This window comes from Pseudomonas sp. NPDC087615 (genome assembly GCF_044743445.1).
Classification (GTDB): domain Bacteria; phylum Pseudomonadota; class Gammaproteobacteria; order Pseudomonadales; family Pseudomonadaceae; genus Aquipseudomonas; species Aquipseudomonas baetica_A.
This window is the reverse complement of record NZ_JBIUWM010000059.1, coordinates 1-18,399: the sequence shown is the minus strand read 5'-3', so window position 1 is coordinate 18,399 and position 18,399 is coordinate 1. Positions and strand designations below refer to the sequence as shown.

15 protein-coding genes are annotated in these 18,399 nt (G+C 59.2%); 12 read left to right on the top strand and 3 right to left on the bottom strand.

Features of this window, described 5'->3' with window-relative positions; translation table 11 throughout:
• Nucleotides 1-10: 10 nt before the first annotated feature.
• From prpC to prpD, 4 genes are all read left to right on the top strand, one after another.
• Entirely contained in the window at nucleotides 11-1,138 is a 1,128-nt protein-coding gene (prpC, locus tag ACIOU6_RS23220; RefSeq protein WP_401139018.1) for a 2-methylcitrate synthase, read from the top strand.
• A 202-nt stretch (nucleotides 1,139-1,340) separates the two neighbouring features.
• A complete protein-coding gene (acnD, locus tag ACIOU6_RS23215; protein ID WP_401139017.1) occupies nucleotides 1,341-3,935 on the top strand; it encodes a Fe/S-dependent 2-methylisocitrate dehydratase AcnD in 2,595 nt (864 codons plus the stop codon).
• Nucleotides 3,936-3,989: 54 nt separating this feature from the next.
• Nucleotides 3,990-5,180 (top strand): 2-methylaconitate cis-trans isomerase PrpF, encoded by a 1,191-nt coding sequence (gene prpF, locus ACIOU6_RS23210; RefSeq protein WP_401139016.1) that lies wholly within the window; start codon nucleotides 3,990-3,992, stop codon nucleotides 5,178-5,180.
• Between the two features lie 183 nt (nucleotides 5,181-5,363).
• On the top strand, nucleotides 5,364-6,848 hold the full coding sequence (gene prpD, locus ACIOU6_RS23205) for a 2-methylcitrate dehydratase (protein WP_221733938.1): 1,485 nt from the start codon (nucleotides 5,364-5,366) through the stop codon (nucleotides 6,846-6,848).
• A gap of 3 nt (nucleotides 6,849-6,851) precedes the next feature.
• Here prpD and ACIOU6_RS23200 read toward each other — a convergent pair whose 3' ends face one another.
• Both ACIOU6_RS23200 and ACIOU6_RS23195 read right to left on the bottom strand, forming a co-directional pair.
• Entirely contained in the window at nucleotides 6,852-7,580 is a 729-nt protein-coding gene (locus tag ACIOU6_RS23200) for an alanyl-tRNA editing protein (protein ID WP_221733937.1), read from the bottom strand.
• A 29-nt stretch (nucleotides 7,581-7,609) separates the two neighbouring features.
• A complete protein-coding gene (locus ACIOU6_RS23195; RefSeq protein WP_221733936.1) occupies nucleotides 7,610-8,530 on the bottom strand; it encodes a DMT family transporter in 921 nt (306 codons plus the stop codon).
• A 90-nt stretch (nucleotides 8,531-8,620) separates the two neighbouring features.
• Between ACIOU6_RS23195 and ACIOU6_RS23190 the strand changes: the two genes are divergently transcribed.
• Nucleotides 8,621-10,030 carry a PLP-dependent aminotransferase family protein gene (locus ACIOU6_RS23190; protein WP_401139015.1) on the top strand — a complete coding sequence of 470 codons (1,410 nt, stop codon included), beginning with the start codon at nucleotides 8,621-8,623 and terminating at the stop codon, nucleotides 10,028-10,030.
• 50 nt (nucleotides 10,031-10,080) lie between these two features.
• On the opposite strand, the gene ACIOU6_RS23185 is transcribed toward ACIOU6_RS23190, so the two are convergent.
• Nucleotides 10,081-10,899: a pyruvate, water dikinase regulatory protein gene (locus ACIOU6_RS23185; protein WP_221733934.1), complete on the bottom strand. Its 819-nt coding sequence runs from the start codon at nucleotides 10,897-10,899 to the stop codon at nucleotides 10,081-10,083.
• 332 nt (nucleotides 10,900-11,231) lie between these two features.
• Here ACIOU6_RS23185 and ppsA point away from each other — a divergent pair, with 332 nt between their 5' ends.
• The 7 genes from ppsA (at nucleotide 11,232) to sigX (ending at nucleotide 18,251) form a co-directional block, all read left to right on the top strand.
• The gene (gene ppsA / locus ACIOU6_RS23180) at nucleotides 11,232-13,607 is read left to right on the top strand and encodes a phosphoenolpyruvate synthase (protein ID WP_221733933.1); all 2,376 of its coding nucleotides are present in this window, start codon (nucleotides 11,232-11,234) and stop codon (nucleotides 13,605-13,607) included.
• A 99-nt stretch (nucleotides 13,608-13,706) separates the two neighbouring features.
• Complete coding sequence (locus ACIOU6_RS23175; RefSeq protein WP_221733932.1) at nucleotides 13,707-14,696, top strand: alpha/beta fold hydrolase; 990 nt, start codon at nucleotides 13,707-13,709, stop codon at nucleotides 14,694-14,696.
• Between the two features lie 226 nt (nucleotides 14,697-14,922).
• Nucleotides 14,923-15,414 (top strand): ribonuclease E activity regulator RraA, encoded by a 492-nt coding sequence (gene rraA, locus ACIOU6_RS23170; RefSeq protein WP_221733931.1) that lies wholly within the window; start codon nucleotides 14,923-14,925, stop codon nucleotides 15,412-15,414.
• A gap of 21 nt (nucleotides 15,415-15,435) precedes the next feature.
• Complete coding sequence (locus ACIOU6_RS23165) at nucleotides 15,436-16,431, top strand: zinc transporter ZntB (protein WP_401139014.1); 996 nt, start codon at nucleotides 15,436-15,438, stop codon at nucleotides 16,429-16,431.
• Nucleotides 16,432-16,494: 63 nt separating this feature from the next.
• The gene (locus ACIOU6_RS23160) at nucleotides 16,495-16,743 is read left to right on the top strand and encodes a hypothetical protein (RefSeq protein WP_008076827.1); all 249 of its coding nucleotides are present in this window, start codon (nucleotides 16,495-16,497) and stop codon (nucleotides 16,741-16,743) included.
• A gap of 2 nt (nucleotides 16,744-16,745) precedes the next feature.
• Nucleotides 16,746-17,570, top strand: a complete 825-nt coding sequence (locus ACIOU6_RS23155; protein ID WP_221733929.1) for a mechanosensitive ion channel family protein — start codon at nucleotides 16,746-16,748, stop codon at nucleotides 17,568-17,570.
• A gap of 90 nt (nucleotides 17,571-17,660) precedes the next feature.
• Nucleotides 17,661-18,251, top strand: coding sequence for an RNA polymerase sigma factor SigX (sigX, locus tag ACIOU6_RS23150; RefSeq protein WP_166222309.1), 591 nt, complete (start codon nucleotides 17,661-17,663; stop codon nucleotides 18,249-18,251).
• The last annotated feature ends 148 nt before the right edge of the window (nucleotides 18,252-18,399 follow it).

The window sequence follows — 18,399 nt, the reverse complement described above, 5'->3', positions numbered from 1 at the left end:
GGAGAAAACAATGGCTGAAGCAAAAGTACTCAGTGGCGCCGGGCTCCGGGGCCAGGTGGCCGGGCAAACGGCACTGTCCACCGTGGGCCAGGCCGGCGCCGGGCTGACCTATCGCGGCTACGACGTGCGTGAACTGGCGGCAGATGCGCAATTTGAAGAAGTCGCTTACCTGCTGCTTTACGGCGAGCTGCCGACCCAAGCGCAACTTGCCGACTACCAAGGCAAACTGAGCAAACTGCGCGACCTGCCGCAAGCGCTTAAAGAAGTGCTGGAACGCATCCCCGCCGACGCTCATCCGATGGACGTGATGCGCACCGGTTGCTCGTTCCTGGGCAACATCGAACCGGAGAAAGACTTCAGCGAACAGTGCGACAAGACTGACCGTCTGCTGGCCGCATTCCCGGCGATCATGTGCTACTGGTATCGCTTCAGCCATGACGGCAAACGCATCAACTGCGTCAGCGACGAGCCCACCATTGGCGGCCACTTCCTGCACCTGTTGCACGACAAGAAACCGAGCGAACTGCACGTCAAAGTGATGAACGTTTCGCTGATCCTGTACGCCGAGCACGAATTCAACGCCTCGACGTTCACCGCTCGCGTTTGTGCATCGACCCTGTCCGACCTGTATTCCTGCGTCACCGCCGCTATCGGTTCGTTGCGCGGCCCACTGCACGGCGGTGCCAACGAAGCGGCGATGGAAATGATCGAGCGCTTCTCGTCGCCCGAAGAGGCGATCAAAGGCACCCTCGGCATGCTTGAGCGCAAAGACAAGATCATGGGCTTCGGTCACGCGATCTATAAGGACAGCGATCCGCGCAACGAGGTGATCAAGGGCTGGTCGAAAAAACTGGCTGACGAAGTGGGTGACAAGGTGTTGTTCGCGGTTTCCGAAGCCATCGACAAGACCATGTGGGAGCAGAAAAAACTGTTCCCGAATGCCGACTTCTACCATGCCTCGGCTTACCACTTCATGGGCATCCCGACCAAACTGTTCACGCCGATTTTCGTCTGCTCGCGCCTGACCGGCTGGGCCGCGCATGTGTTCGAACAGCGTGCCAACAACCGCATCATCCGTCCAAGCGCCGAGTACATCGGCGTCGAACAGCGCAAGTTCGTGCCAATCGAACGTCGCTGAATGGTGAGGCCGCACGGGTAACTGGTTAAACCGGGAGCCAATGTGGGAGCGGGCTTGCTCGCGAATGCGGTGTATCAGCCAATGATCTATCGACTGACACACCGCATTCGCGAGCAAGCCCGCTCCCACGGGTGACCGAGTCCACTTCAGTGCCGGTGCAATGTTCACCTCTTGAAACTACCGTGACCCGAGTCCTGACCCGATGAACACAGAATTTCGCAAGAACCTGCCCGGCAGCCCTCTGGATTACTTCGACGTCCGTGCGGCGGTCGAGGCGATTCAGACCGGCAGTTACGACACCCTGCCGTACACCTCCCGCGTGCTGGCGGAAAACCTGGTGCGTCGCTGCGATCCGGCCACGCTCACCGATTCCCTCAAGCAACTGATCGAACGCAAACGCGACCTCGACTTCCCGTGGTTCCCGGCCCGTGTGGTGTGCCACGACATTCTTGGTCAGACTGCACTGGTCGACCTCGCTGGCCTGCGCGACGCGATTGCCTTGCAAGGCGGCGACCCGGCGCAGGTCAACCCGGTGGTGCCGACGCAACTGATCGTCGACCACTCGCTGGCCGTAGAAGCGGGCGGGTTTGATGCCCACGCGTTCGAGAAAAACCGCGCCATCGAAGACCGTCGCAACGAAGACCGTTTCCACTTCATCAACTGGACCAAAAAGGCCTTCAAGAACGTCGACGTGATCCCGCCGGGTAACGGCATCATGCACCAGATCAACCTGGAGAAAATGTCACCGGTGATCCAGGTGCGTGACGGCGTGGCGTTCCCCGACACCTGTGTCGGCACCGACAGCCACACCCCGCACGTTGATGCGCTGGGCGTGATTGCCATCGGCGTCGGCGGCCTCGAAGCCGAGAGCGTGATGCTCGGCCGCGCCTCGTGGATGCGCCTGCCGGAAAGCGTTGGCGTTGAACTGACCGGCAAGCTGCAACCGGGCATCACCGCCACCGACATGGTGCTGGCACTGACTGAGTACCTGCGCAAACAGAAAGTCGTCGGGGCGTGGCTGGAGTTCTTTGGCGAAGGCGCTGCCGCGCTGACCCTCGGCGACCGTGCAACCATCTCCAACATGGCCCCGGAATACGGCGCCACCGCGGCGATGTTCTACATCGATCAGCAGACCATCGATTACCTGAAACTCACCGGCCGCGAAGACCAACAGGTTCAGTTGGTCGAGCAATACGCCAAGATCACCGGCCTGTGGGCTGACAGCCTCAAAGGTGCGCAATACGAGCGCGGTTTGACCTTCGATCTGTCCTCGGTCGTGCGCAACATGGCCGGCCCGAGCAACCCGCACGCCCGCGTCGCCACCAGCGATCTGGCGGCCAAAGGCATCAGCGGCCAGTGGGAAGAGGTGCCGGGGCAGATGCCCGACGGTGCAGTCATCATCGCCGCCATCACCAGTTGCACCAACACCAGCAACCCGCGCAACGTCATTGCTGCTGGCCTTCTGGCGCGCAATGCCAACAAGCTTGGCCTGACCCGCAAACCGTGGGTCAAATCCTCGTTGGCCCCGGGTTCGAAAACCGTGGCGCTGTACCTCGACGAAGCCGGTTTGACCACTGAGTTGGAGCAACTCGGATTTGGCGTCGTCGCATTCGCCTGCACGACTTGCAACGGCATGTCCGGTGCGCTGGACCCGGTGATCCAGCAAGAGATCATCGACCGTGATCTGTACGCCACGGCCGTGCTTTCGGGCAACCGCAACTTCGACGGCCGGATTCACCCCTACGCCAAGCAAGCGTTCCTGGCCTCGCCGCCATTGGTTGTGGCGTACGCCATCGCTGGCACCATCCGCTTCGACATTGAGAAGGATGTGTTGGGCGTGGTCGACGGCAAGGAAATCCGCCTGAAAGACATCTGGCCGAGCGACGAAGAAATCGACGCCGTGGTCAAATCCTCGGTCAAGCCGGAGCAGTTCCGTCAGGTCTACATCCCGATGTTCGCGGTCCACGAAGACACCGGCCCGAAAGTCACGCCGCTGTACGACTGGCGCGAGATGAGCACTTACATTCGCCGTCCGCCTTACTGGGAAGGTGCGTTGGCGGGTGCGCGTCCGCTCAAGGGCATGCGCCCGTTGGCGGTGCTGCCGGACAACATCACCACCGATCACCTGTCGCCGTCGAACGCGATCATGCTTGACAGCGCCGCCGGCGAATACCTGGCGAAAATGGGCTTGCCGGAAGAGGACTTCAACTCTTACGCCACCCACCGGGGTGACCACCTGACTGCGCAACGCGCAACGTTTGCCAACCCGAAACTGTTCAACGAAATGGTGGTGGAAAACGGCAAGGTCAAACAGGGTTCGCTGGCCCGCGTCGAGCCGGAAGGCCAAGTCATGCGCATGTGGGAAGCCATCGAAACCTACATGGAACGCAAGCAGCCGCTGATCATCATTGCCGGCGCCGATTACGGTCAGGGTTCGTCCCGCGACTGGGCGGCCAAAGGCGTGCGTCTGGCTGGGGTCGAGGCGATTGCTGCCGAAGGTTTCGAACGTATCCACCGCACCAACCTGGTCGGCATGGGCGTGTTGCCGCTGGAGTTCAAACCGGGCACCGACCGTCACACCCTGGCCATCGACGGCAGCGAAACCTACGACGTGATAGGAGCCCGAAAGCCGCGCGCTGACTTGACGCTGGTGATCCATCGCAAGAACGGCGAGCGCGTCGACGTGCCGGTGACATGCCGCCTCGACACCGCTGAAGAAGTGTCGATCTACGAGGCCGGCGGCGTGTTGCAGCGCTTCGCTCAGGACTTCCTCGAAGAGTCGTCGGTTGCCGTTTAAATCATCGTATGTGGGCGTGGGATTTTAAGTCCCGCGCCTTTGTTAAGGAGCACCATGGCTCACGCACCTCAAATAAAGATTCCCGCCACCTACATGCGCGGCGGTACCAGCAAAGGCGTGTTCTTCAGCCTCAAGGATCTGCCCGAGGCGGCGCAGATTCCCGGCCCGGCCCGCGATGCGTTATTGCTGCGGGTGATCGGCAGCCCCGACCCGTACGACAAACAGATCGACGGCATGGGCGGCGCCACGTCGAGCACCAGTAAAACCGTGATCCTGTCGAAAAGCATCAAAGCCGATCACGACGTCGATTACCTGTTCGGTCAGGTCTCCATCGACAAGCCGTTCGTGGACTGGAGCGGCAACTGCGGCAACCTGTCGGCGGCGGTCGGTTCGTTCGCGATCAGCAATGGTTTGGTCGACGCCAGCCGTATCCCGCAAAACGGCGTAGCGGTGGTGCGCGTATGGCAGGCCAACATCGGCAAGACCATCATTGCTCATGTGCCGATCACCCATGGCGAGGTGCAGGAAACCGGCGACTTCGAACTCGACGGCGTGACCTTTCCGGCCGCCGAAGTGCAAGTGGAGTTCATGGACCCGGCAGCAGACGAAGAGGGCGGCGGTGGCTCAATGTTCCCCACCGGCAACCTGATCGATGAGCTGGAAGTGCCGGGTGTCGGCACGTTCAAGGCGACCATGATCAACGCGGGCATTCCGACGATTTTTGTCAACGCCGAAGACATCGGCTACACCGGCACCGAGTTGCAAAGCGCGATCAACAGCGATCCGAAAGCGCTGCAAATGTTTGAAACCATCCGTGCCTACGGCGCGTTGCGCATGGGACTGATCTCGAATCTGGATGAGGCGGCCAAGCGTCAACACACGCCGAAAGTCGCGTTCGTGGCCAAACCTGCGGACTATGTGGCCTCCAGTGGCAAGGCGGTTGCGGCGGCTGATGTTGATTTGCTGGTGCGCGCCTTGTCGATGGGCAAGTTGCACCACGCGATGATGGGCACGGCCGCGGTGGCGATCGGCACCGCAGCGGCGATTTCCGGAACGCTGGTGAATCTGGCGGCGGGCGGCGTTGAGCGTAGTGCGGTGCGTTTTGGCCATCCGTCCGGGACCTTGCGGGTCGGTGCTGAGGCCAGTCTGGAAAACGGTGAGTGGGTGGTGAAGAAGGCCATCATGAGTCGCAGTGCCCGGGTACTCATGGAAGGCTACGTGCGCGTGCCCGGCGACGCTTTTTAAGTAACACTTCATACCCTGTGGGAGCGGGCTTGCTCGCGAAGGCGGCGCACCGGGCAATAATGATGTCGACTGACACTCTGCCTTCGCGAGCAAGCCCGCTCCCACAGGGGATAGTATTTCAACCCAAAAAATCAGCCCTGAACCGAGGTCCCGTCAACGAACCACTTCAAGAGTGAATCGAACATGAGCGCCAACGTCGATCTGAACAACCGCCCCGACTACGACCGTGTCCTGCAGGACATCGCCGATTACGTCCTCACTTTCAACGTTGAATCCAGCGAAGCCCTCGACACCGCCCGCAACTGCCTGATGGACACGCTGGGCTGTGGCCTGCTGGCGTTACGTTTCCCCGAATGCACCAAACACCTTGGCCCTCTCGTCGAAGGCACTGTCGTGCCGTTCGGGGCACGAGTACCGGGCACGTGCTATCGACTTGATCCGGTCAAAGCCGCGTGGGACATCGGCTGCATCGTGCGTTGGCTTGATTACAACGACACTTGGCTCGCTGCCGAATGGGGGCATCCGTCGGACAACCTTGGCGCGATTCTAGCGGTGGCGGATCACCTGGCGCAGAAACGCGTGGCCAACGCTGAAGCGCCGCTGACGATTCGCGATGTGCTCGAAGCCATGATCATGGCCCATGAGATTCAGGGCGTGATCGCCCTGGAAAACGCCTTCAACCGCGTAGGACTCGACCACGTCATCTTGGTCAAAGTCGCCTCGACCGCCATCACCGCCAAACTGATGGGCGCCAATCGCGAGCAACTGTTATCGGCGCTGTCCCATGCGTTCGTCGATGGGCAGGCGTTGCGCACTTATCGGCATGCGCCGAACGCCGGCTCGCGCAAATCCTGGGCGGCGGGGGACGCATCGAGTCGTGGCGTGCGTTTGGCGGACATCGCCATGCGCGGCGAGATGGGTATTCCCGGCGTGCTGAGCGCTAAACAGTGGGGGTTTTATGACGTGCTGTTCAGCCACACCAACAGCGATCTGGCGTTGAAGCCCGAGGGCACGCGAGCCTTCAGTTTCTCGCGTCCTTTGGGCAGCTACGTGATGGAAAACGTGCTGTTCAAAATCAGCTTCCCGGCCGAATTTCATGCGCAAACAGCTTGCGAAGCGGCGGTCACGTTGCACCCTCAGGTGCGCAATCGTCTGCACGAAATCGACCGGATCGTCATCACCACCCACCAATCGGCGATCCGCATCATTTCCAAGGTCGGGCCGCTGGCTAACGCCGCCGACCGCGATCACTGCATTCAGTACATGACCGCCGTGCCGTTGGCGTTCGGCAATCTGGTGGCCGAGCAGTACGAAGACGACTTTCACAAGGCGCATCCGATCATTGATGTGCTGCGCGAAAAAATGGTCATCGTCGAAGACCCACGCTTCACTCGCGAGTATCTGGAGGCCGACAAACGCTCGATTGCCAATGCCGTGCAGGTGTTTTTCAAGGACGGCTCAAGCACCGACAACGTAGTGGTGGAATATCCGATCGGCCATCGTCGCCGCCGCGCCGAAGGCATTCCGTTGCTCGAAGACAAGTTCAAGGCGAACCTGGCGACGCGCTTCACCGGACAGCGCAGCAGCGAGATTTTTGCCTTGTGCAAGGATCAGGCGCAGCTTGAGGCGACTGCGGTGAACCGCTTTGTCGACCTGTTCGTGATCTAAGGCTCATTCAAACCGCAGGATCACCCGCCGGTTGGTCCTGCTCTTCTTCTCGATTTTTTCGCAAAACACCCGGCCGATTTCCCGGGTGTTTTGTACGTGGGTGCCGCCACAGGGCTGGATGTCGATTCCGATCACTTCGACCATCCGCAATTCACCCTGAATCGCCGGTGGCTTAACCGTTTTGCTACCGGTTTTTTCCAGCAGTGCGGGGTACTCCGAGGCGGGCATCGACAGGGTGGTGACCGCAATGGCCTGCTCGATCAGCGCGTTGAGATCGCGCGTGAGGCTGTCCTTGTCGAGGGTCATTTGGGGCAGATCGAAATCCAGCCGGCCCTTGTCCGCGCCGATGCTGCACCCGGTGACCGGTGCGTTGATGATCGATCCCAGCAGGTGCAGGCAGGTGTGCATCTTCATGTGTTGATAGCGCCGCGCCCAGTCCAGGCTGGCGTTGAGCAGGGTGCCGACGCATAGCTGAGGCGGGCATTGCGACACCTTGTGCCAGATGATCGACGGCAGCAACGGGTCGCGCAGCGTTTCCGTCACGTCGATCCGGGTGCCATCCGGCAGGCTGAAGTGCCCGGTGTCGCCCGGCTGCCCGCCACCGGTGGGATAGAACAGCGTGTGTTCGAGGACGACGGCCTGATCTACCACCGCGATCACCCGGGCACTGAAGTCGCGCTGATAAGGGGCATTGTTAAAAAGACTGAGGGTTTCCATGGTGTGTACCGACATTTGAACCTCCGATGTTCAATGCATGATTGTTAGCGCTTGGCTGGCAGCTTGGTGATCGCAAAACCGCCCAGCAGGACAGCCGAATACAGCATCAGCTCCCGAGAAATTTCCGTGCCTTCGTACCAGGCGCCGATGATCACGGCGAACACCGGAAAGATGATGAACACGAATGACAGAAGGACCGGGCTCAGGCGTTTGAGCAGGACGAAATAAACGATAAAGCCGCCGACCGACGCCACCATTCCGAGGTAGAGCAGGGCGCCCCATGAGCGTGGCGTGATGGTGGCGAATGTCGGGTTCTCCAGCGAAAGGCCTGCGACCAGCAGCATCAACCCGGCAATGCCGATGGGCAGAGTGTTGTAGGTGATCACACTGATCGCGCTGCCGTGCTTTTTGGTGATCACGTAGCACAGCGCATGCATGATCGCCGCGCTGAAAATCGCCAGCACACCAAGCCATTCGGCCTGATCCAGATGCAAACCCTGGCTGCGGATGATCATGAACAGGCTGCCGAAACCGATGGCGATACCGAGCATTTGCGTCGGCTGGATCTTCTCGCGCAGAAACAGCGCAGAAAAAATCAGGATGAACACCGGCATGCAACTGAACAGCAGCGCGGTCAGGCCGGACGACACATGTATCTCGCCATAGTTGAGCAAGTAGTAGGGCAGGCTGAAATACGAGAGCGTGACGAACACAAAGAACCAGCGACTCTGCCGGGGGAACAGCAGCGGCTCTTTGCGTAATACGGCGAAGCCGAGGAACAGTGGAAAGGCAATCAGAAAGCGCAGCCCGGCGGCGGTCAGGGGTGGCACACTTTCCACGGCAATCTTGATCCCCAGCCATGTCGTGCCCCAACTCAGGCAGACGATCAGAAACAACACACTGGTGACCAACCCGGCGAGCCAGGGTTTGCTGGCGTTCAACGGCGTGCTGAGGGCGATCGACATGCGGTGTGCTCCGAACGACGGAATTGACCTGGTTGCTGAAAAGGTCTATCCCTGATTGAACCTGTTTTCAGTACGCTATTCGGGGCGGGAATGACTGTCAAAGTAAGTATTGCCATGGTGTCAATCCTCCGTGACGGCCTCGCCAATGGCGTCGGTGTGAAGTATCAACGCCTCGCGGACGCGGTCGAGAAGGCCATCGTTGCCGGTGTTATCGAGGCCGGTTGCAAGTTGCCACCCCACAGGCTGTTGGCCGACAGCCTCGGCGTTACCATCGGCACCATCAGCCGTGCCTACGGCGAACTGGAGCGTGTGGGATGGGTCGTGGCCCGTGTAGGAGACGGCACTTATGTGCGTCAGCGCGGGATGGAGCGGCCGCAAGACAAGGGTTTTCGCAATGTCAGCGATGAGCCCCCGGCCTGCTTTGACATGAGTCGCAATCAGCCGATTCCCGGGCAGGAAACGGCTTTGATGAGCCAAACCCTACAGACACTGGCCGGTGATCCGCACCGCTTGCAGCAGTTGACGGGATACACCGCTGAAGGTGGACTGCCACGGCATCGAGCGGCGGGTGCCCAATGGCTGCGTCATGGGGATTTTGTCCCGCACGCCGATCAGGTGCTGTGCGTCAACGGCGGTCAGCATGGCCTGTTGTGCGCGTTGATGGGTTTGCTCAAGGCGGGTGACACGGTTGTCACCGAGCATTTGTCCTACCCCGGATTGATCAGCGTCGCACGCCAGCTCGGGATAAAGCTGATCGGTGCCGCGATGGATGACGAAGGACTGTTGCCCTCGGCGCTGGAGGATATTTGTCGTCAGCACCGGGTATCCGCCCTGTATTGCACGCCGACGATCCAGAATCCTACGGCTGCGGTCATGTCGATCTCACGACGACAGGCGATTGCCGAGGTCTGTCGCCAACACAATCTGCTGATCCTCGAAGACGAAGCACACGCGGTGCTGGATCGCCAGCGTCCGCTGCCCCTGAGTTATTTCGCCCCGGAGCGCTCAGTGTTGATCGGCAGCCTGAGCAAGGCGGTTTCGGCGGGGGTGCGGGTGGGTTATGTGCATGCGCCGCAAGCGCTGATTGGGCGCATCAGTTCAGCCATTCGCGGTTCCTGCTGGATGGCTAATCCATTGACCCAGGAGGTGGCGGCTCTTTGGATCGAAAACGGCATGGCCGAGCGCTTGCTGGATGAGCAGATCGGCGAGATCGGCCGGCGCAAGGCATGGGTGGCGGGGGCGCTGGAGGGGTTGAGCTACAAGACGCATATCCACAGCCCGCATTTCTGGTTGCAAGTGCCTGAACTGTGGCGGGCGTCGCAGATTGCAGCGGAATTGAAGGAAAACAACTATCTGGTGGCGACCGCCGAGGCGTTCGCCGTCGGGCACGCGGCGGTGCCGCAGTTTATTCGGGCGAGTGTGTGTAATTCGGTGGGGGATGACGGGTTGTTGCTCGGCGGCTTTGAAACGCTGGCGAAGGCACTCACCGAAACCCCGTAATCGTTCTTCGCGAGCAAGCTCGCGAAGGCTTCAGATCAGGCACCGCAAATCTACTTGAACCGCCGCTCCACACCTTTCTCGACCAGAATCTTCGCCGAAATCTCTTCCACCGAAAAATGCGTGGAGTTGATGTTCGGGATGTTTTCGCGGCGGAACAGGTTTTCCACTTCGCGCACTTCGAATTCGCACTGGGCATAGCTTGAATAGCGGCTGTTGGGCTTGCGCTCGTTGCGAATCGCGGTGAGGCGATCCGGGTCGATGGTCAGGCCAAACAGCTTGTGCTGGTGCGCGCGCAGGGCGGCTGGCAGGGTCAGGCGCTCCATGTCGTCTTCGGTCAGCGGGTAGTTGGCCGCGCGGATGCCGAATTGCATGGCCATATACAGGCACGTCGGTGTCTTACCACAACGCGACACGCCCACTAGTATCAGATCGGCCTTGTCGTAATAGTGCGTGCGGGCGCCGTCGTCGTTGTCGAGGGCGAAGTTCACCGCCTCGATGCGCTCCATGTAATTGGAGTTGTGCCCGATCGAATGCGATTTGCCGACGGTGTAGGAAGAATGCTCGGTCAGTTCCTGCTCGAGTGGCGCCAGGAAGGTCGAGAAAATGTCGATCATGAAACCATTGGAGGTGGCGAGAATCTCACGAATGTCCTGATTGACGATGGTGTCGAAGATAATCGGGCGAAAGCCGTCGGTTTCAGCGGCTTTGTTGATTTGTTGTACCATGGACCGCGCTTTTTCCACGCTGTCGATGTAGGGGCGCGTGAATTTGCTGAAGGCAATGTTTTCGAACTGCGCCAAGAGGCTTTGACCCAGGGTTTCGGCGGTAATGCCGGTGCCATCGGAGATAAAGAAAGCAGATCGTTTCATTTGCACCTTGGGCCTTAAGTGAGTGTCCTGTGTAGCCTATGCATGCCGTCGTGGCGGCGCCTGTTGTCGCCATACTACGTTGCCGCTCCTCGCCGTAGCCAGCTATGACTTGTCGCGGCGCCTTGTCTGGCAACAACAGTCACTCGCCACATCGGCATGCATAGGCAGCACAGGACACTTATGAGCATTTCTGGATATGATAGGCGCGATTTGCCGGCCGCCATTGGCCCGCATTCTCACTTATTTTCCAGGTCCAGGCCATACAGCCGGCCAACGCTCCCCCGAGCCGCCGGCTTCTGAGCTTTTCCAACACAGTTAGTGGAGAGATCACCTTGGTAGAGTACGTAGTTTCCCTCGATAAGCTCGGCAAACACGATGTTGAGCATGTGGGGGGCAAGAACGCATCCCTGGGCGAGATGATCAGCAACCTGGCAGGCGCCGGTGTGTCGGTCCCTGGCGGCTTTGCCACCACCGCCCAGGCCTATCGCGACTTCCTCGAACTGAGCGGCCTCAACGACCAGATCCACAAGGCCCTCGACGCACTCGACGTTGATGATGTCAATGCGCTGGCCAAGACCGGCGCCCAGATCCGTCAATGGATCATGGAAGCCCAATTCCCTGAAAAACTGAACGCCGAGATCCGCACCGCGTTCGCCGAACTGTCGGCCGGCAACCCTGACGTGGCCGTGGCCGTGCGTTCTTCCGCCACCGCCGAAGACTTGCCGGACGCCTCGTTCGCCGGCCAGCAGGAAACCTTTCTGAACATCCGTGGTGTGGAAAACGTTATCCGCGCCGCCAAAGAAGTGTTCGCTTCGCTGTTCAACGACCGTGCGATCTCCTACCGCGTGCATCAGGGCTTCGACCATAAACTGGTCGCCCTGTCGGCCGGCGTGCAGCGCATGGTGCGTTCGGAAACCGGCACCGCCGGCGTGATGTTCACCCTCGATACCGAATCCGGTTTCCGTGACGTGGTGTTCATCACCGGCGCCTACGGCCTGGGTGAAACCGTCGTACAAGGCGCGGTGAACCCGGATGAGTTCTACGTCCATAAAGGCACGCTGGAAGCCGGTCGTCCGGCGATCCTGCGTCGCAACCTGGGCAGCAAAGCTATCAAGATGATCTACGGCGACGAGGCCAAGGCCGGTCGTTCGGTCAAGACCGTCGATGTCGACAAGGCTGACCGCGCGCGCTTCTGCCTGAGCGACGCCGAAGTCAGCGAGCTGGCCAAGCAGGCGATGATCATCGAGAAGCACTACCAGTGCCCGATGGACATCGAATGGGCCAAGGACGGTGACGACGGCAAGCTGTACATCGTGCAGGCCCGTCCGGAAACCGTGAAAAGCCGCACTCAGGCCAACGTCATGGAACGTTACCTGCTGAAAGAAACCGGCACCGTGCTGGTTGAAGGTCGCGCCATCGGCCAGCGCATCGGCGCCGGCAAGGTTCGCATCATCAAGGACGTGTCCGAGATGGATAAAGTCCAGCCGGGCGACGTGCTGGTGTCCGACATGACCGATCCGGACTGGGAACCGGTGATGAAACGCGCCAGCGCCATCGTCACCAACCGGGGCGGCCGTACCTGCCATGCGGCGATCATCGCCCGTGAACTGGGGATTCCGGCCGTCGTGGGTTGCGGCAACGCCACCCAATTGTTGAAGGATGGTCAGGGCGTGACCGTGTCCTGCGCCGAAGGCGACACCGGTTACATCTTCGAAGGCGAACTGGGCTTCGACATCAAGAAGAACTCCGTGGATGCCATGCCGGATCTGCCGTTCAAGATCATGATGAACGTCGGCAACCCGGACCGCGCTTTCGACTTCGCGCAATTGCCGAACGCCGGTGTGGGCCTGGCCCGCCTGGAATTCATCATCAACCGCATGATCGGCGTCCACCCCAAAGCACTGTTGAACTACGACGGCCTGCCGCCGGAAATCAAGGAAAGCGTCGACAAGCGCATCGCCGGTTACGACGATCCAGTCGGTTTCTACGTCGAAAAACTGGTTGAAGGCATCAGCACCCTCGCTGCCGCGTTCGCGCCGAAGAAGGTCATCGTGCGTCTGTCGGACTTCAAGTCCAACGAATACGCCAACCTGATCGGCGGCAAACTCTACGAGCCGGAAGAAGAAAACCCGATGCTGGGCTTCCGTGGCGCTTCGCGTTACATCAGCGAATCGTTCCGTGACTGCTTCGAACTCGAATGCCGGGCGCTGAAGCGCGTGCGCAACGAGATGGGCCTGACCAACGTCGAAATCATGGTGCCGTTCGTGCGTACCCTTGGCGAAGCCAGCCAGGTTGTGGATCTGCTCGCAGAGAATGGATTGAAGCGCGGCGAGAACGGTTTGCGCGTCATCATGATGTGCGAACTGCCTTCGAACGCGATTCTCGCTGAAGAATTCCTCGAGTTCTTCGACGGTTTCTCGATCGGTTCCAACGACCTGACTCAACTGACCTTGGGTCTGGATCGCGACTCGGGCATCATCGCGCACTTGTTCGACGAGCGTAATCCGGCGGTCAAGAAGCTGTTGGCCAACGCGATTGCCGCGTGTAACAAGGCCGGCAAGTACATCGGCATCTGCGGTCAGGGGCCTTCGGATCACCCGGATCTGGCCAAGTGGCTGATGGAGCAGGGCATCGAAAGCGTGTCGCTGAACCCGGACACCGTGCTGGAAACCTGGTTCTTCCTGGCGGAAGGCCAAGCGGCCCAATAAGTCGTTAATGAAGCCTCGACCTGCCTTTGCGGGTCGAGGCTTTGAGATTGAAGTAGGGCGGGCTCCTGTGGATGCCGCCCTTTTTTGTGCAAGAACATTATGCAAAGCAGCAGCAACCTATTTCCTGTCGCCCTGATCAGCGCCGAACGGCGCGGCGATCTGAGCGAAGATGTTTATCGATTGAAACCCGGCAACAGCCCGGACTGGTCCGTGGAAATCGCCGTCACCCGCCTGGGTATGGCTGACGAACCGGCCGTACGGGGCGTGCCGGTGATTTTGTTGCACGGCAGTTTTTCCAACCGCCGCTTCTGGTTTTCGCCGAAAGGTCTGGGGCTGGGCGCTTACCTGGCACGGCTGGGTTTCGACGTGTGGATCCCGGAGATGCGCGGTCACGGCCTGTCGCAGCGCAACGAGGATTACCGGCGCAATCGCGTCGCTGACTACGCGCGATACGATCTGCCGGCAATTGCCGCGTTCGTGCGCGAGCAGAGCGGTCAGGTTCCGCATTGGCTGGGGCACTCGCTGGGCGGCATCACCCTGGCGGCGGCGCTGGGCGGCGAATACCTGGGTGAGCCGGCCGTGGCGTCGGCGGCATTTTTTGGCACGCAGGTCAGCCGAACGTACTGGCCGCTGAAAATCCCGCCGGTGGAGTGGAGCAGTCGCTTCATTCTCAAGCGATTTGCCCAGCTATCGGGCTCGCGTCTCAAGCGTGGGCCTGAAGACGAACCGATCGGTCTGGCGATCGAAAGCATGCGCTGGTATGGCCTGTTCGGTCGTTTTGGTGACAAGGACAAAGATTGGTGGGCCGGTTTGACGGATGTTCAAGTGCCTGTGCTGGCGGTAAGTGCGGTAGGGGACCATCAGGATCCGGCCTGGGCCTGTCGCAAATTGTTCGAGCAGATAGGTAGCGAGCAAAAACAGTTCGTCAATCTGGGGCGCGAGCAGGGCTTCAGCGAAAATTTCGGTCATGTCGAGATGTTGGTGAGCAAGTCTGCGCAGGCTGAAGTGTGGCCGCTGGTTGCACGCTGGTTGAGCGACCAGCAAGCGCCCCTGCTGGGTGAGAAGCCGGATATGGCGGCTGCAGGCTGAGTCGCAGGCTCTGAAAAGGGCATTTCGTTCGGCTTGGCTTGCGGCTAAGATATGACGCGTTGTGCGGTTCTGGTCATATTGGGTGGCTGTTTAGCTATTACGTTTCAGCGTTTGTTCAGGTTCGTTCAGCGACCATGGCATGAACTAAGGTAAACAGCGACCGCCGGAACTCGTTTCAAAAGAGTGCGTCATCCTTGATCGTCTTCCTTTTCACAGGAGTTTTTCGATGAACCATTACCTTACGCCTGACCTTTGCGACGCCTATCCGGAGCTGGTTCAGGTGCTGGAACCGATGTTCAGCAATTTCGGCGGCCGTGACTCGTTCGGCGGCGAAATCGTGACCATCAAATGCTTCGAAGACAACTCGCTGGTCAAGGAACAAGCCGAGCTCAACGGCCACGGCAAGGTGCTGGTGGTCGATGGCGGCGGTTCCCTGCGCCGTGCACTACTGGGCGACATGATCGCCGAGAAAGCCGCAAGCAATGGCTGGGAAGGGCTGGTGATCTACGGTTGCATCCGTGATGTCGACGTTATCGCCCAGACCGACCTCGGGGTTCAGGCCTTGGCCAGTCACCCGATGAAAACCGAAAAACGCGGCATTGGCGACCTCAACGTTGCGGTGACTTTTGCCGGTGTGACGTTCCACCCTGGGCACTACATTTATGCGGACAACAACGGCGTGATCATCTCGCCGAGCCCGCTGAAGATGCCTGATTAAGCTTTCGACAAAGGGATGAGGATGTTCGAGGAAGAAAACGCGCAATGGGGGCTGGTGCATGCCCTGGTGCTGGACGGTAAAGGCGGTGCGCGTTCGATAGCCCGGACTGAATTCGACGATTTGCAGCTGCAGGCCCATGAAAGCCTCTGGCTGCATTGGGATCGCAGTCATCCGCAAACGCAGACCTGGCTGCGCAAATCCAGCGGTCTCAATGAATTCACCTGCGACCTGCTGCTGGAAGAGAACACTCGACCTCGTTTGTTGCCGTTGCCGGATGCCGAGCTGTTGCTGTTTTTGCGCGGGGTCAATCTCAATCCGGGCGCGGAGCCGGAAGACATGGTTTCGGTGCGCATTTTTGCCAGCGCCCAGCGTGTGATCTCCCTGCGTTTGCGGCCGTTGCGGGCTACCGATGAATTGCTCGCGCAACTGGCAGACGGCAAAGGCCCGAAAACCGCTTCTGAACTGATCCTTTATCTGGCGCAGTTCCTTACCAACAAGGTGCAGGATCTGGTCACTTGCCTCTCGGAAATCGCCGATGAGGAAGAAGAAAAAATGGATGCCGACGAACGGTATACACCCGATCATGGCGCCATTTTGCACATCCGTCGCAGGGCGGCTGGACTGAAGCGTTTTCTCGCGCCACAGCGGGATATATTCGGCCAGATGACGCGGATAAAACTGCCTTGGTTCGTTGATGACGACGCCGACTACTGGAACGAATTGAACAACAGCCTGACGCGTTATCTCGAAGAGCTCGAATTGACCCGAGAGCGCGTGGGGCTTGTGCTGGAGGCTGAGGACCGGCGCCTGAGCGAGCGCATGAATCGCACGATGTACCGTTTCGGGATCATCACCGGAATCTTTTTACCTATGAGTTTTATCACCGGTCTGCTGGGTATAAACGTCGGTGGAATTCCGCTTTCCGGGAGTCCTTACGGCTTTCTGGTGGCTTGCCTGCTGATGGTCGCTGTGGCCCTCGGACAATGGTGGTTGTTCCGCCGTTTGCGTTGGGTATAGAGATGCCGCATGTGACCCGACCAAATTTGCCCGCGTCTTTCACAGACATCACGAGAGGTGCGTATGCACGATCCGTTTGAACAGTCTTTGCGTGACATGCTCAACGCTTCGCCGTCCAGCCGCGACGACGATGCGTGCCTGGGCCGCGTACTCAAAACCGCCAACCGCCAGGTCGGCGCCGGCGATCTGTTCAGCCTGCTGGGCCGCTGGCTGCCCGCGCTGATGATCGCCTTGAACAACGGATCGGCCCATGTTTCGCCGGTTTCCCGTCTTCGTAAACCTACCGCTCGCACTGCTGATAAGGCTGATTGAATATGGAACTTGATCTCTGGACTCAGAGCCTCGTCACTGCAATGACTGCGTTGTGGACCAAAGTCGCCAACTTCATCCCGAACCTGTTTGGCGCACTGGTCGTGCTGCTGCTGGGTTTCGTCGTGGCGAAGCTGCTCGATACCTTGCTGTCCAAGCTGCTTGCCAAACTGGGTCTCGACCGTCTGATGGGCGGCACCGGTTTGACCAAGTTGATGTCGCGTGCCGGGTTGCAGGTACCGATTTCGACCCTGATTGGCAAAATCGTCTACTGGTTCGTTCTGCTTATTTTCCTGGTTTCTGCAGCAGAATCCCTCGGGCTTGAGCGAGTTTCGGCTACGCTCGACATCCTGGCGCTGTATTTGCCGAAAGTATTCGGCGCCGCGCTGGTGTTGCTGGTAGGTGTTCTGCTCGCACAACTGGCCAACGGGCTGGTGCGCGGTGCAGCAGAAGGCGTAGGTCTGGACTACGCTTCGGGATTGGGGCGAATTGCACAGGGACTGGTGATCATCATCAGCATCTCGGTCGCGATCAGTCAGCTTGAGGTCAAGACCGACCTTCTGAACCATGTGATCGTCATTGTTCTGATTACCGTTGGTCTGGCCGTTGCGCTGGCCATGGGCTTGGGAAGCCGGGAAATCGCCGGTCAGATTCTTGCGGGAATCTATGTGCGTGAGTTGTATCAGGTTGGGCAACAAGTGCGTGTTGGCGAGGTCGAAGGCCAGATCGAAGAGATCGGCACGGTTAAAACCACACTGCTGACCGATGAGGGTGAGCTAGTCTCTCTTTCCAATCGGATCCTGCTGGAACAGCATGTGAGTAGCCGCTAATCCGGCAAACCCTGCTAATGTATGCCGCCGCAAAATGCCAGCTGATGCTGGTTGCGGCGGACATTGACCTGACTGTCGGCACGACTTGTTTTGAATAAAGCCCATACGCTATCCACGCGCTACGACCCCCGCGAACTCTCTGATGAGGAGTTGGTCGCGCGCTCGCATACCGAGCTTTTTCACGTAACGCGCGCTTATGAAGAACTGATGCGGCGTTACCAGCGAACATTATTTAACGTCTGCGCGAGATATCTTGGGAACGATCGCGACGCGGACGATGTCTGTCAGGAAGTGATGCTGAAGGTTTTGTATGGTTTGAAGAACTTTGAGGGGAAATCGAAGTTCAAAACCTGGCTGTACAGCATCACTTACAACGAATGTATTACGCAGTATCGAAAGGAACGGCGAAAGCGTCGCTTGATGGACGCATTGAGTCTTGACCCGCTGGAAGAAGCGTCTGAGGAAAAGGCGCCGAAACCGGAAGAAAAGGGCGGGCTCGATCGCTGGTTGGTGTATGTGAACCCGATTGACCGTGAAATTCTGGTGCTACGTTTTGTCGCAGAGCTGGAGTTTCAGGAGATCGCAGACATCATGCATATGGGTTTGAGTGCTACAAAAATGCGGTACAAACGTGCTCTAGATAAATTACGTGAGAAATTTGCAGGCATTGCTGAAACTTAGTTCAGCGCAAATATCTCTTACGTGTAGGCAAGTTCTGATAGAATTGCCGCCGAGTTGTCCCCCGGTTTGCGGGACTGCTTCACAATCACCAGATGGGGATTTAACGGATGAAACTGAATAACACCTTTGGCTTGGCCTTTGGTTCTCT